Source organism: Leifsonia sp. Leaf264 (genome assembly GCF_001422325.1).
Taxonomy (GTDB): domain Bacteria; phylum Actinomycetota; class Actinomycetes; order Actinomycetales; family Microbacteriaceae; genus Orlajensenia.
Window position 1 is genome coordinate 519,087 of sequence record NZ_LMMR01000001.1, and the last position, 13,424, is coordinate 532,510.

13 protein-coding genes, 1 tRNA gene and 1 other RNA gene are annotated in these 13,424 nt (G+C 67.8%); 4 read left to right on the plus strand and 11 right to left on the minus strand.

The genetic code is table 11. From position 1 onward, the window contains the following. Positions 1-48: 48 nt before the first annotated feature. From ASF30_RS02390 to ASF30_RS02410, 5 genes are all read right to left on the minus strand, one after another. Positions 49-1,407 carry a M20/M25/M40 family metallo-hydrolase gene (locus ASF30_RS02390; RefSeq protein WP_055902404.1) on the minus strand — a complete coding sequence of 453 codons (1,359 nt, stop codon included), beginning with the start codon at positions 1,405-1,407 and terminating at the stop codon, positions 49-51. A gap of 68 nt (positions 1,408-1,475) precedes the next feature. Continuing rightward, positions 1,476-2,915, minus strand: a complete 1,440-nt coding sequence (locus ASF30_RS02395) for an anaerobic C4-dicarboxylate transporter (RefSeq protein ID WP_055900981.1) — start codon at positions 2,913-2,915, stop codon at positions 1,476-1,478. 44 nt (positions 2,916-2,959) lie between these two features. Next, positions 2,960-3,364 (minus strand): DUF7144 family membrane protein, encoded by a 405-nt coding sequence (locus ASF30_RS02400; protein WP_055900985.1) that lies wholly within the window; start codon positions 3,362-3,364, stop codon positions 2,960-2,962. Between the two features lie 132 nt (positions 3,365-3,496). Beyond that, on the minus strand, positions 3,497-3,877 hold the full coding sequence (locus ASF30_RS02405; RefSeq protein WP_055900987.1) for an SHOCT domain-containing protein: 381 nt from the start codon (positions 3,875-3,877) through the stop codon (positions 3,497-3,499). A 96-nt stretch (positions 3,878-3,973) separates the two neighbouring features. Next, positions 3,974-4,192, minus strand: coding sequence for a hypothetical protein (locus ASF30_RS02410; RefSeq protein WP_055900989.1), 219 nt, complete (start codon positions 4,190-4,192; stop codon positions 3,974-3,976). 138 nt (positions 4,193-4,330) lie between these two features. On the opposite strand from ASF30_RS02410, the gene ASF30_RS02415 reads away from it, so the two are divergent. After that, entirely contained in the window at positions 4,331-6,919 is a 2,589-nt protein-coding gene (locus ASF30_RS02415) for a LuxR C-terminal-related transcriptional regulator (RefSeq protein ID WP_157496902.1), read from the plus strand. Between the two features lie 61 nt (positions 6,920-6,980). On the opposite strand, the gene ASF30_RS02420 is transcribed toward ASF30_RS02415, so the two are convergent. Further along, entirely contained in the window at positions 6,981-7,895 is a 915-nt protein-coding gene (locus ASF30_RS02420) for a hypothetical protein (protein WP_157496904.1), read from the minus strand. Positions 7,896-7,968: 73 nt separating this feature from the next. After that, positions 7,969-8,041, minus strand: a tRNA-Lys gene (locus ASF30_RS02425). Positions 8,042-8,178: 137 nt separating this feature from the next. Between ASF30_RS02425 and ASF30_RS02430 the strand changes: the two genes are divergently transcribed. Both ASF30_RS02430 and ASF30_RS02435 read left to right on the plus strand, forming a co-directional pair. Further along, a complete protein-coding gene (locus tag ASF30_RS02430) occupies positions 8,179-8,982 on the plus strand; it encodes an inositol monophosphatase family protein (protein WP_055900999.1) in 804 nt (267 codons plus the stop codon). 30 nt (positions 8,983-9,012) lie between these two features. Then, complete coding sequence (locus tag ASF30_RS02435) at positions 9,013-9,390, plus strand: TraR/DksA family transcriptional regulator (RefSeq protein ID WP_055901002.1); 378 nt, start codon at positions 9,013-9,015, stop codon at positions 9,388-9,390. Between the two features lie 106 nt (positions 9,391-9,496). Here the strand turns inward: ASF30_RS02435 and ASF30_RS02440 are convergent, their stop codons facing one another. The 3 genes from ASF30_RS02440 to ssrA all read right to left on the minus strand — a co-directional run bounded on the left by ASF30_RS02440 (position 9,497) and on the right by ssrA (position 10,741). Then, entirely contained in the window at positions 9,497-9,973 is a 477-nt protein-coding gene (locus ASF30_RS02440) for a hypothetical protein (RefSeq protein ID WP_055901005.1), read from the minus strand. A 5-nt stretch (positions 9,974-9,978) separates the two neighbouring features. After that, positions 9,979-10,200, minus strand: coding sequence for a hypothetical protein (locus ASF30_RS02445; protein WP_055901008.1), 222 nt, complete (start codon positions 10,198-10,200; stop codon positions 9,979-9,981). 165 nt (positions 10,201-10,365) lie between these two features. Beyond that, positions 10,366-10,741: a transfer-messenger RNA gene (gene ssrA, locus ASF30_RS22150) on the minus strand. A gap of 216 nt (positions 10,742-10,957) precedes the next feature. On the opposite strand from ssrA, the gene ASF30_RS02450 reads away from it, so the two are divergent. Then, positions 10,958-11,614, plus strand: coding sequence for an SIMPL domain-containing protein (locus ASF30_RS02450; RefSeq protein ID WP_055901011.1), 657 nt, complete (start codon positions 10,958-10,960; stop codon positions 11,612-11,614). Positions 11,615-11,656: 42 nt separating this feature from the next. Here ASF30_RS02450 and ASF30_RS02455 read toward each other — a convergent pair whose 3' ends face one another. Then, the gene (locus tag ASF30_RS02455) at positions 11,657-13,351 is read right to left on the minus strand and encodes an MDR family MFS transporter (RefSeq protein WP_055901014.1); all 1,695 of its coding nucleotides are present in this window, start codon (positions 13,349-13,351) and stop codon (positions 11,657-11,659) included. Positions 13,352-13,424 lie beyond the last annotated feature (73 nt).

A 13,424-nucleotide genomic window follows, 5' to 3' on the forward strand; every position in this document is an offset into this window, starting at 1 on the left:
CCGTCGGTCGGATGCCGGCATCCGACCGACGATCGAACCCGAATCGGACTATTCGCCCCGGGCCGAGGCGGCGAGGTTGCGGATGAACAGGGTCTGGGCCGTGATCATGCGCTCGATCTCGGCCGGGTCGACGGACTCGTCGGACGCGTGGATGCGGGACTGCGCCGTGTCCTCGGCGCCCCAGAGCAGGATCGCCGCGTCGGGCGAGACCTTCTTCAGCGATGCGACGAGCGGGATCGACGCCCCGCTGCCGATGTTCTCGACCGGTGAACCGTAGGCCTCCTCCAGCGCTGCCTCCGCGGCGACGACGGCGGGGTGCGAGGCATCGACAGCGAAGGCGTGGCCCACCTTCACCTTGGCCACCTCGACCTCGCAGTTCCACGGGCGCTGCGAGCGCAGGTGGACCATCAGGGCCTCGAGCTGGGCATCGCCGTCGGCCCCGGGGACTATGCGCATCGAGAGCTTGGCCGTCACCGCGGGCAAGAGCACGTTCGACGCTTCGGTCGTGTTGGGCAGGTCCATCCCGAGCACTGTGACCGACGGCTTCGCCCAGATGCGGTCGGAGAGCGAATCCGTGCCCAGGAACTCCACGCCGGGCAGGATCGAGGATCCCTCGCGGTACACGTCCTCGTCCATGTCGGCGCCCTCCCACCGGGAGCTGTCGACGCCGGGGATGACGGTGTCGCCGTTCTCGTCGTGAAGGGTGTCGAGGATGCGGATCATCGCGGTCAGCGCGTCGGGCGCCGCTCCGCCGAACATGCCGGAGTGCACCGGATTCGCCAGGGTGCGTACCGTCACGGTGCAGGCCACGTCGCCGCGGAGAGCGGTGGTCAGCCCTGGACGGCCCACACGCTGGGGCCCGATGTCGGCGATGACGTAGGCATCAGCGGTGAAGAGCTCGGGATTCGCCTCGACGAAGGCCTCGAGGTGCGAGATGGTCTCCTCCTCGCCTTCGACGAGGATCTTCAGGTTGCAGGGCAGCTCGGCTCCGAGCATCTTCAGCGTCCCGTAGTGGATGACCAGCCCCGACTTGTCGTCGGCGGCGCCACGTCCGTAGATCCGGCCGTCGTCCTTCGTGACGGGTTCGAAAGGCTCGCTCGTCCAGTTCTGGCTGGCGGGCGCCGGCTGCACGTCGTAGTGCGCGTAGAGCAGCACCGTCGGGGATCCGTCAGGACCGGGGATGTCTGCGTAGACGCACGGATAGCCGTCCGGCACGTCGAGCAGCTTCACGCCGGAGACGCCTGCGTCGATGAACAGGTCGACGACCGCGGCCCCCATCGCGTGCACCGGTGCCGCGTCGAAGCCGGGGAAGGCGATCGAGGGGATCCGAACGAGAGTCTCGAGCCGGTGGATGACCTCCGGCATGAGCTGCGCGACTGCAGCCTCGAGGTCGGCAGAATCGGACATGAGGTCCCCCTTCATTGGGTCTTCCGAGCACCGACTCGGTCAGTGCGAGTGCAGGGCGTGTGCTCGAGTCACGCCGGGATGAGGAGCTGGATCAACAGTCCCGCGGCGACGACGGCCACCCACGACACCAGCATCGGGATGGTGAAGGAGTGCCAGACCGGCACCTGGGTGAGTTTCGTCGACCCGGTGAGGTCGGTCTCGACGGCCGCGATCTGCGAACCGTTCGCCGGGAACAGCCACACTCCGATGAGGGAGGGCCACATCGCCGTGATGACACCGGGCGCGAGGCCGGCGGCCAGAGCGATCGGGATCATGGTGTTGGTCGTGGCCGACTGGCTCGTGGTGAGACCGCAGACGATGAAGAGAGCGACGGCGAGCAGCAGCGGGTTCGATTCGATCATCGCGCCGAGCGGCTCGATGATGGTCTCCTGGTTCGCCGCGATGAAGGTGTCGGCCATCCACGCGATTCCGAACAGTGCGACGGCGGCGACGAAACCGGCCTTGAGGAGGGGCTGCTCGACGACGAGGCTCGGCTTGATCCTGCGGGCGAGGATGATCACGAGGGCGACCGTGAACATGATCATCTCGATCACTGTCGACATGCCGATCGGCACGAGCTCACCGTCCTCGTCGGGGAAGGCCGGTCGCAGGTCGGGGAACAGTCCGAGCAGGACGATGAGGAGGGTTCCAGCCACGAAGATCATCGCCGCGGTCTTGCCGCCCTTCGGCACAGGATGCTCGATCAGCGCGGGCGATTCCTTCACTGCTGTCGCAGCCGTTCCACCCGCTGCCGTCGTGCTTCCGACCGAGGCCACGCCGGCGGTGCCGAACCTGGCCTCGTAGCGGGCCTGGAGGGCGGCGGGCACCGCTACATTGCCGGCCTTCACCCTCTTGAGGAATTCCTTGTCATCGAGCAGGTCCTTGCCGAGCCGCTGCTGCACCAGCGACGCGACCAAACAGGCCACGACGGCCGCGGGAATGGTGATGAGCAGGATCTGCGGGAGCCCGTACCCCGTGCCAGCCATCAGCACGAGGTACGCGGCCATCGCCGCCGAGACCGGACTGGCGGTGATGCCCAGGCCGGACGTCACGGTCGATGCAGCGAGAGCCCGCTCAGGTCGCTGACCGTTGCGGTACGCCGTCTCGTAGATCACCGGGATCAGGGCGAAGAAGATGTTCGACGTGCCCGAGAGCACCGTGAACACGAATGCGACGAGGGGAGCCACATAGGTGAGGCGTTTCGGGTTGCGTTGGATGATCTTCGACGCGATCGCGACGAGGTAGTCGATGCCGCCTGCCGCCTGCATCGCCGAGGACGCCGTGATCACCGCGATGATGATGAAGAACGCGTCCACCGGGATCGCGCCGGGCGGCAGATGGAAGACGAAGACCAGGATGACGGTGCCGACGACACCCCAGAGCCCGAGGCCGAGACCTCCGGTGCGCACGCCCATGACGATCGCGCCGATGACGATGCACCCCTGCAGGGCGACCACCAGGTACTCCATGGCGACTCCTCTCCAAACGTCAGGTGGTCACTGCCACCAAGCTGTTACTCCGAGCGCATCTCTTTGCCGTGAGCAGTCAGCGCGTAGATGACGAGCACATCGACGGCGATGATGATGATGGCCCACCACGGCTGCACCGGGATCAGCAGCAGTTGGCCGATCGCGCTCAGGATCGCGAGGATGATGGCCACGACCCGCGCCCACGTCTGGCCGACGAGGAGGGCGATGGCCGTCAGTGCGAGCAGAGCTCCGATGATGAGGTTCCACCAGCCCCAGCCGGTCACGTCGAACAGGAACAGGGTCCCGTCCACGACCGCGTAGTAGACGTTGGAGCCGATCAGGGCGACGAGTCCCTGCAGGACGCTGAACAATCCGCTCATCAGGATGATCACCCCGGCGAATGTGCCCCACCCGACCCATGCGGTCCTTTCGCTGCCGACTGTACTCATCTGGTCAACCTCCTCGATTCATCGAACTGGAAATGCGCTCCGATCGAGCGGGATCCACTCCCGCGCCGGCGCTGTCTGGACGTTATTGCTGCGGATCCGGCACTCGCGTCATGCGGGCCGGGTGATCTTGGCTCAGGCGGCCAGGGCTCGCGCCTTGAGCGCGTCGAACTCGGCCTGCGTGATGGCCCCCGACTCGAGCAGGGCCTTGGCCTTCGCGATCTCATCGACCGGTGAGCCGGCCGAAGCCGTGGCCCTGATGTACGCATCCTGCTGGGCCCGAAGCCCCTGCGCCTGCTCGAGCGACCGGCGCTGCATCCCCGTTCCGCGGGCGATGAGGTAGACCAGGGCGGTCAGGAACGGCACGAACACCAGCAGGATGATCCAGAGCGCCTTGAGCCACCCGTTCAACGTGTGGTCGCGGAAGATGTCCCCGATGATCGAGAAGATCACCATGAGGTACGCGACGAAGACGAACACCCAGAAGAACCACGCGATCCAGCCCCAGAAGTCCATGTCAACACCCCTCGTCATCGAGTGGACCGATCGTCCACCACAGTCCGAAAGCTACGAGCAGCCCAGCGGCTCCACGTCACCCGGGGCGGGTGAGAATCACGCGGATCCGGCGTCCACGGGGTTCACCGAGATGACGTCGATGTGCAGCTCGTCGAACATCGCGAGGATGCCGAGTAGCCGCGGTTGATCCAAGACCACCCCGACGACGCGCGTGCGGCCGCTGGCCTTGCTGCTCACCGAGAATCCGTCAAGGGCAGCGACGAGATCCGGCCCGAGCTTCCCGCGCACGACGATCTCGATCTCCTGGCTCTCCATCGGGTTCCTCCCCGCAGATCGATGGGGCTGCCGGGCGTACCCGGCTCGTCAGCACAGTGTGCCCGCGTCCTGCTCGCCTTGGCGTCACCCCTGTGGAATGATTCGAGAACAGGGGTGAGCGAACCTCAGGGGGAACGAATGCCAAACACCAGACCGCGAGAGATCCCGCAGCACGCCGTCGATCGGCCGGCCCTACGCAGTCGGCTCGACTCCGGCATGGCGGCGCCCCTCTCCCTCGTCGTCGCTCCTGCCGGCGCAGGAAAGACGGTGTTGCTGACTCAGTGGGCGCTGGGACAACCCGACGCGATCGTCGCCTGGTTCGACATAGCCTCATCGGACACCGCCGTCGCCGGATTCGCCGCCGAACTCGTCGCGGGGATCGCCGCCGTCGCGCCCGAGTTCCTTGCACCTTCGACGCCGGTGAGCGCGACCGCCGGCCGGCTCGGTGAGGCGTTCCTCGAGGACCTGGCGGGAAACCTTGCTGATCTCGGCCCGATCGTGCTGGTGTTCGACGACCTCGATCGCCTGCCGGCGGGCGGACTGCTGACGGATCTGTGGCGGATGGTCGACCTGCTGCCCCCGAACGTTCACGCCGTGTTCTCCTCGAGAGTCGACCTTCAACTCGGGTGGAGCCGACACCGACTCCGACACGGCCTCGTCGAGATCCGCCAGCGGGAGCTCGCCTTCGACACGGAGACGACAGCGCAGGTGCTCGAATCGATCACGGGGCATGAGGTCGCCGACGACCTGGCCGCCGCCGTCACGGCTCGCACCGAGGGATGGGCTGTCGGCGTGCAACTCACAGCGCTCAGCCTGCGTTTCGCGACCGAGCCGGATCATCTCGGAGAAGGCTTCACCGACACCGATCGGCTCGTCGTCGACTACTTCAGTGAAGAGGTGCTCGATCCGATGGATCCGGCGCGGCGCGGCGCTCTCATGCGGCTGGCCGTGCTCGATGAGGTCAGCGCGGGGCTGGTCGAGGCCGTGGCGGACGTTCCCGGTGCCGAGTTCCTGGAACGACTCGGGCGGGACTCGCTCTTCATCGTTCCCGTTCCCTCACGTCCGGGTTGGTTCCGCTTCCATCACCTCTTCCGCGATCTGCTCCTCTATCGTCTCCGGGCCACGGATGGCCCTGCCGAGTCGCGCGTGCACCAGGCTGCGGCCGACTGGTACGCCGCCAGGGGCGAGATCGACGATGCAGTGGAGTGCCTGCTGCGCGCGCGCAGCTGGGAGCGCGTGCTCGACACTGTGCTGCGGAGCGGTCGGGACGTCTACGAGGACACCCGCACCTCGACTGTCGCTCGGTGGCTGTCATCGGTTCCCGAGGAGGTGCGGGCCACCCGGCCCGACGCCGAGCTGCTCCTGGCCATCACGCTCAGCCTCGGCGGGCATCCGGTGCTGGCAGCCAGTGGTTTCCACAGTCTGCTCGCGACCGATGCCCTCACGATCGGGCAGCGACAGGTCGCTCTCTCCTACATCGCAGCCGGGGTGCAGTTCGAACCGAACGCCGAAGTCTTCCTCGATTCCGCCCGGCGGGCGCTCGCCCTGCTGCAGGAGCACCCCGACGCCGAGCTGCCCGACCTGATGGGCCTAACCTCCCGCGCGATGCTCATCATGACGAGTCGGGTGTCACTCGCACGTGCCCTGCTGCTTCTCGGGCGCCTCGTGGAGGCCCGCGACGCCCTTCTGGCGGCCGTCGACTCGGGACTGCTGACCTACGCGCCGTACAGGGTGCAGACACTCGGCTGCCTCGCCTTGGTCGAGGCCATGTCCGGCCGACTGGTGTCAGCGGCCGGCCACGCCGACGAGGCTCTCGAAGCGGCCCGCGACTTCGACCTTCTGGCCCACCCGGCGCCGTCGGAGGCCTTCCTCGCCCGAGCAGTGGTGGCCATCGAGCGCGACGAACCCGCCGCCGCCGCAATCGCGCTGTCAGAGGGCGAGCTGAGGGCCGCCGCGAACCACCGGACCCAGCTGATGTGGATCGCCCATCTCGCCGCCCGGATGATGGATCTATCGGGCACGGCCTTCGATGAGGAGCCCCCCGGTCCCCCGCCACCGCTCGTGCGCCGAGGACTGACCGCGCTCGAACTCCGGCGTTCTCGTCGGCGCGGCATCCCCAGTTCGCCGCGGACGCCGGCCACGACGTGGACGGCCGTCGCCTTCGAGGAGGTCGCCGCGCTCCTCGCGTCGGGCGACGCCGCCGCGGCCCGTGTCCGCCTGGCCCACTTCGGGGCGCTCACCGCGCCCGTCACACCGCTCGCCGCCGTCGAGATGGAACTGCTCGGCGGCTGGCTGTGCATCGCTGAGGGGCGTCGCGCCAACAGCCGCGATCGCTTCGCCGCCGCGCTCCTGATGGCGGAGCAGGAACGCCTGCTGCATCCGTTCACCAAGGTCGGGCCCCAGATCGTCGATGCCCTCGAGGAGGCGCCGGGCGGGCGATCGGAGTTCGGTCGCGTCGTCACGGCACGCCTGCGGGCGATGGCATCCCCCCGAGATGAACGCCCCGTCGACGACCTGACACCGCGCGAGCTGGAACTGCTCACCTACCTGCCGAGCCGGTACACCGTCGCCGACATCGCCGCCCACTGCTTCGTGTCCACGAACACCATCAAGACGCACCTCGGCCACATCTATCGGAAGCTGGGCGTGACGGGGCGCGACGCCGCCATCGAACGAGCGATCCAGCTCGGCCTGCTCGACGCCCACGAGACCACCCGGCTGGGCTGACACCGGCTCCTCGAAGCGCCGAGGGCCCTCACCCGGGCGCTCCGGTGATGCTGCGGTGCGCTCAACCGATCCTGGTCAGAGCGACCTCGGCCATCGTCGACGGCTGCCCGTCGATGCAGGTCTGGTAGAGCAGATCATGGCCACTGGGCAGGTCGGCCACCGAGTTCACGCTGGAGTCCAGCATCGCCGCGATGCCATCGACCCGGAAGACGCCCGTGACGACGCCGTCGAACACGACGATGGCTCCAGCATCCCGCGGGAACTCCTTGCCCGTGCACGACCAGTGCTCCGCGATGGCGGGGACGCCGTAGTGGGCGCTGATGTCGACAGACCCCTGGCAGGCGTCGAGCTCCGGGTCCCACCCCGCGGCCCAGACGTGTTCGCGATAGGCCGAGGCGATGAGAGCGTCGCGAGCCGCCCGCGCTGTGATGGCGGCGTCGACGGCGGCGACGGCTGAGGGCAGGAGGGCTGTGGCCGTCGACAGCCCGGCAACCCTGTCGAGTCCGACGGATGCGGTGTCGACGGCCCGCCTTCCCGCCCGGTACTCGGCGGTGCCCCAGCGTTCGGTGCTCTCGGTGGCGGCCAACGTCGTGGTCGCCTCCGTCACCGCCGTGCGAGCATCCGCGAGTTCGACGCCGATCTTCGCCACGGTGTGCGCGAGGGTCTCTCGGGCGGCCTCGTCGAGCGTGCGGTCGGCCGAGCTCGCGTGCAGGTCCTCCGCCGTCGCGACGTCCTCTCCCACCCGCTCGACGATGGCGGAGACCTCGGCTGCGCGCTCCGCAAGGACCGCCCATGACTCGGTGAAGCTGGAGCGGGCAGCGGCGAGTTCGGACGAGGAGACGCCGTACCAGGTCGCACCGGTCAGGACCGCGACGACCAGGACGGCAACCCCCACCACGATCGCGAGGCCGCGACGGCGACTCCGCCGGGTCGATGAGGCGGTGGCATCCTGCGCAACGGGTCCGAGGTCCACCATCCGATTGTCCCCCACCGCAGTGCAGCGCACAGCAAAAAAGCCCCGAACCTGGCGAGAGGTTCGAGGCTTTTCGTGCACCCCCTCGGACTTGAACCGAGAACCCACTGATTAAGAGTCAGTTGCTCTGCCGATTGAGCTAGAGGTGCGTTTTCGGCCCGGAAATTGCTTCCCGAACCGAGTGATGACTCTAGCATCCGATCGGCGGTCAACGCCAATCGAGGCCGGCCCAGCGTGTTCTCCGCCGACGGATGCCGCCGCGCCGACGTCGCTAGGCTTGGGTGTCGTGACCGCCGCATCCGCTCCCCTCGACCACTCCGCCGACCTGGCCCTGGCCCTCGCGATCGCCGGCGCGGCAGACGCCATCGCCATCGATCGGTTCCGTGCGGCGGATCTCGTCATCGAGACCAAGCCCGACCGCACGCCGGTGACCGATGCCGACCAGGCCGTGGAGCGTGCGATCCGCGAGCGGATCGCCGCTGCTCGCCCCGGTGACGGCATCTTCGGCGAGGAGTACGGCGTCGAGGGCGACTCGAACAGGCAATGGATCATCGACCCCATCGACGGCACGGCCAACTTCCTGCGCGGCGTGCCCGTGTGGGGCAGCCTGATCGCCCTCACGATCGACGGCGTTCCCGTGGTGGGCGTCGCCTCCAGTCCCGCGCTCGGACGCCGCTGGTGGGGATCCCGGGGCGCCGGAGCGTGGACCGCGGATGCCGCAGCCGACGGCGGCGCCCGACGCATCGCGGTATCGGGCGTCCGGGAACTCGCCGACGCCTCGCTGAGCTTCCAGAGCATCGGCCAGTGGCGCGATGCCGGCTACCTCGATCGACTCCTCGGCCTCGCCGAGACCGTGTGGCGCGACCGCGCCTACGGCGACCTGTGGTCATACATGCTCCTGGCGGAGGGCCTCGTCGACATCGTCGCCGAGTTCGACGTGAAGCCCTACGACCTGGCCGCGCTCGTGCCCATCGTCGAGGAGGCCGGCGGCCGTCTCACCAGTGTGACCGGTGACGTCGAACTCGCCCATGGCAGCTCGCTCGCCACGAACGGACTCCTGCACGACGCCGTCGTCAGCGCGCTGCGCTGATCTCGGCTGCAGGGCGCGTAGCATCGGCGGATGCATCGTCGCACGCTGAACGCCACCCAGGTCGCCGAGTTCGAGGGCGTGCTGCTGGCACGCCGAGCTGACGTCGCCGCCCAGCGAGCCCGGCTCGACGGCTCACTCGCTGATGTGCGCGAATCGCGCAGCGACGGAATGGCCGACGACGAGCACGACCCCGAGGGCCCGACGATGTCGTCGGAGTGGTCACGACTGGCAGGCACCCAGCTGGCCGTCGACGACGAACTCGTGCAGCTGGACGCCGCCCTCGAACGTCTCGCGGCCGGCAGCTACGGCACCTGCGTGCGCTGCGGGGAATCGATCCCCATCGACAGGTTGCGCGCCCGCCCTGAAGCCGCGCTCTGCATCGCGTGCGCGCAGGCCGTGGGCGGCTGAACCCGCCTTACGGCTGCATCCGTCCGTGAGCAGGAAGGCGCCGACCGACGGGGAACGCCGAAGCCGGCCCCCATAAGGAAGGACCGGCTTCAGAGGTGATGCGGCGTCAGCGCTTCGAGATGGCGCGGAGGATGGCCACGAGGCCCGCCACCGCGACGATTCCGATCGCGATCACGACGACGGGGTTGCGCCGGTACTGCTCGCTCGTCTCGTCGACGATGCGTGCCGTGGACGCTGACACCGTGCCAGCGACGTCGGCACCGGCCTGCTTGATGCGCGTGACGACGTCTTCTGTCGCATCCGAGACGGAGCCGACGACGTCGGCAGCGGCACCACTGGCCTCGCTGCCGACCTTCGAGGCGGAGACCTTCACATCGTCGGCGACGGTCTCTGCACTCTTCCTGGCACTGGCAGCAGCCTCGGATGCGGCCTTCTGAGCCTTGCCTGCTGCATCCGTCGCCGTCTTCTTCGCGCTCGACGCCGCAGACTTGGCCGCATCAGCGGCGCGGTCCGCCGCCGAGGCCAGGTTCTCGCGAGCGTCGTCGAATGCGCCGTCAGAGGTGTTCGTGGTGTTCTCTGCCATCGGTTCTATCCCTTTGCCGCTTTCGCGATCTTCTTCTCGGCGGCCTTGGCCGCGTTCTGGGCGTCCTTCAGGGCGTGCTTGCGTGCCTTCTTGACGCGCGGGTCGTTCCACAGCGCGTCGAGCGATGCCATCACGTCGCGGTACGGGCCCTTGCCTGCCCTCGAACCGTAGACGTAGCCGACGGCGAGGATCGCGGCGACGAGCAGCAGGGTGAGAAATCTGCGCATGATGCCCCCATCTGAATCTGCGCACCGGGAAGTCCGGTGTCTGCTCGTCGAGCCTAGGCTCGGCAGTCGCCCAGGGGGAAGGGATCGCTTTCGCGGGCAGCATCGTGTAGAGCCGCGGATGCCGCAGGCCGAGACAGGGGTTCAACAACGTGTGACAGCGACCAGTGGTGGAGATGCCGGGAATTGAACCCGGGTCCACTGCTGAGATTCCATGCCTTCTACGGGCGTAGCCTGCCAAGTCGTTCTACTCGGCCCCCACCTTTGCTGCAGGCATCTAGGTGGACGGGCCCAGCCCGAGTGCAAGTCCCACGTACCGCTCGAGGCGTCGGTACGCAGCTAGTCCTCTAGATGACGTCAGGGTCCGGGGCGAGGTCTGGCCCGGTCTGACGGACTTTTAGGGCTCTACTGCTTACGCAGCGAGAGCGAAGTCAGTGCGCTTTGAATTGGCACTTGTGTTTTCCAGAGATCGTTTACGAGATAACCCTGGATCCTCGGCCCGCTTCTCACAGTCTCACAGGCAATGTCGAAACCGATCATCCCCATGAGCACTCGCGACCGGCCCTGAGGTCGGACGCACTGAGTGGGCCGCTGTCACACGCTGTTGAATTACCAAGTGCTGCATCCGCCCCGTTCGGGAAACGGATGCAGCCCTCCATTCTACAACGATGCGCCGGAGTTCTCCTACTCCTCGGAAGCCGGTCGGTTTAGGGTGTGGAGGGCCCGCGGAACGACCGCGGCGGCGCGAGAGGATCCCTTCATGACGACCATCACCGTGGCGGGCGAGGCCGAGGTCGAGCGGGCGGCCGAACTCGGAACCGTCCATCTCAGCGTGAGCACCGAGGGCCCCGATCGGCAGGGCGTCGTCGACGAGGCCGGCGGAATCCACGCGGTGATCATCGCCGGAATCGTCGCGCTTCAGGACGCCGAGGCCGGCGTGATCACGCGCTGGACGAGCGACGGCGTGACAGTGTCATCGTCTCGACCCTGGAACCAGGACGGACTCCGGCTCCCGTTCGTGCACACGGCCACGGCGCCGATCTCGGTCACCTTCGCGGATGCCGGCAGGCTCTCCGACTGGCTGGGCTCCGTGGCGACGAATGACGCAGTGGTCGTGAACGGCGTCGAGTGGTCGCTCACGGATGCCACGACGGCCGAGGTGACCGCCGACGTGCGCGTGCAGGCAGTGAAGGCCGCAGTACGCGCAGCGGCCACCTACGCCGCCGCACTCGCGCTGACCGGACTGACGCCTGTCGCCGTAGCCGATCCCGGCCTGCTCGACAGCGGCGCGCCGGACCACGGCGCAGTTCCGATGGGAGCGTCGCTCCGCATGAAGGGGTCTGCCCCGGCGATGGGCTTCGCTCCGCAGTCGATCACCATCGCCGCGACGGTGCACGTGCGGTTCGAGACGGCGTAAGTGCCCCGGCCGCGCGTCCGCGCGGCCGGGGCACCCAGCCCGCTACTTCAGCTCGGACTCCAGTTCGTCGTCGTTCGCGTCGATCACGTCACCCGCTGCGACGCGCCCGGCGCGCTCGATGCGCTCGGACTCCAACCTCTCGGCCTCGAGGCGTTCGGCCTCCTCGCCGCCGATCGCCTCACCGCGCGCGACCATGCCGGAGACATCGGACAACGGGATCTGCTTCATGAAGATCGCGAACACGAGGGCGATGACGATGAAGGGGATCAGGTACCAGAACACCGGAGCCAGCGAGTCGGCGTAGGCGTTCACGATGCCGTCGCGCACGGAGTCCGGCAGCGCGTTCAGGGCCTGCGGGTCGAGCGTGGCCGTCGCGTTGCCGGCCTGGTCGGGGGTGGCGCCGGCCTGGGTGAAGACATCCGTCAGCTTGCTCGAGAGCGAGTTGGTGAAGATGGCTCCGAAGATGGCGACGCCGAGTGCGGCACCCACCTCGCGGAAGTAGTTGTTCGTGCTCGTGGCGGTTCCGACCATGTCGGGGCTCACGGCGTTCTGGACGACGAGCACCACGACCTGCATGATGAGGCCGAGGCCGGCTCCGAAGAAGAACAGGAACACGCAGATGAGCCAGATGGGCGTGGCCGCCGTCAGCGTGGTGAACGCCAGCATCGCGATACCGGTGATGATGGTTCCGAGGATCGGGTACATCTTGTAGCGGCCGGAACGGCTGATCGCGATTCCCGACCAGATCGACGTGCCCATGAGGCCGGCCATCATCGGGAGCATGAGCAGGCCGGACTCGGCTGCCGAGGTGCCAGACGACATCTGCAGGAAGGTCGGCACGAAGGCTATGGCGGAGAACATGCCGAGGCCGAGCGTGAAGCCGATGGCCGTGGCGTTGATGAAGATCGGGTTCTTGAACAGCGAGAGCGGGATGATCGGGTCGTCGGCCTTGGCCTCGGTCCAGATGAACGCCGCGATCGCAGCCAGCAGGCCGACGCCCCACGCCCAGGTCTCGATGACGTCCCAGCCGTGCTGGGCCGAACCGCCGAAGTCGCTGAAGAAGATGAGGCAGGTGGTGGCGATGGAGAGGAAGACCACGCCCATGACGTCGATGCGCTTCTCGGCCTTCTTCGTCGGCAGAGTGAGTGCGAACCAGGCGATGGCGAAGGCGGCGATGCCGACGGGGATGTTGATGTAGAACGCCCACTCCCACGTCAGGTGGTCGACGAAGTAGCCGCCGAGCAGCGGTCCGGCGACGGCCGAGAGACCGAAGATCGCACCGAGCGGACCCATGTACTTGCCGCGCTGGTTCGCCGGCACGATGTCGGCGATGATCGCCTGCGAGAGGATCATGAGGCCACCGCCACCGAGGCCCTGAACGGCACGGAGTGCCACGAAGGTCCAGAAGTCGGTCGCGAAGAAGGCGAGTCCCACCGACGCCAGCGTGAACAGGGCGATGGCGATCAGGTAGAGGTTGCGCCGACCGAGCACGTCGCCGAACTTGCCGTAGATCGGCATGACGATCGTGGTGGCGAGCAGGTAGGCCGTGGTGATCCAGGCCTGGTGCTCGACGCCGCCGAGCTGGCCGACGATCGTCGGCATGGCTGTCGAGACGATGGTCTGGTCGAGGCTGGACAGCAGCATTCCGGCGATGAGCGCCGAGAAGATGATCCAGATGCGCTTCTGCGTGAGCAGGACGGGGGCTGCGCCGACGGATGCCGTGGGCTGGGAGGACATGCGGTTCCTGTTCGTGGAGGTTCTGACGGGGTCGGTGGATGGAGAGCGGGGGGGGGGGGGGGGGACGGCGCGA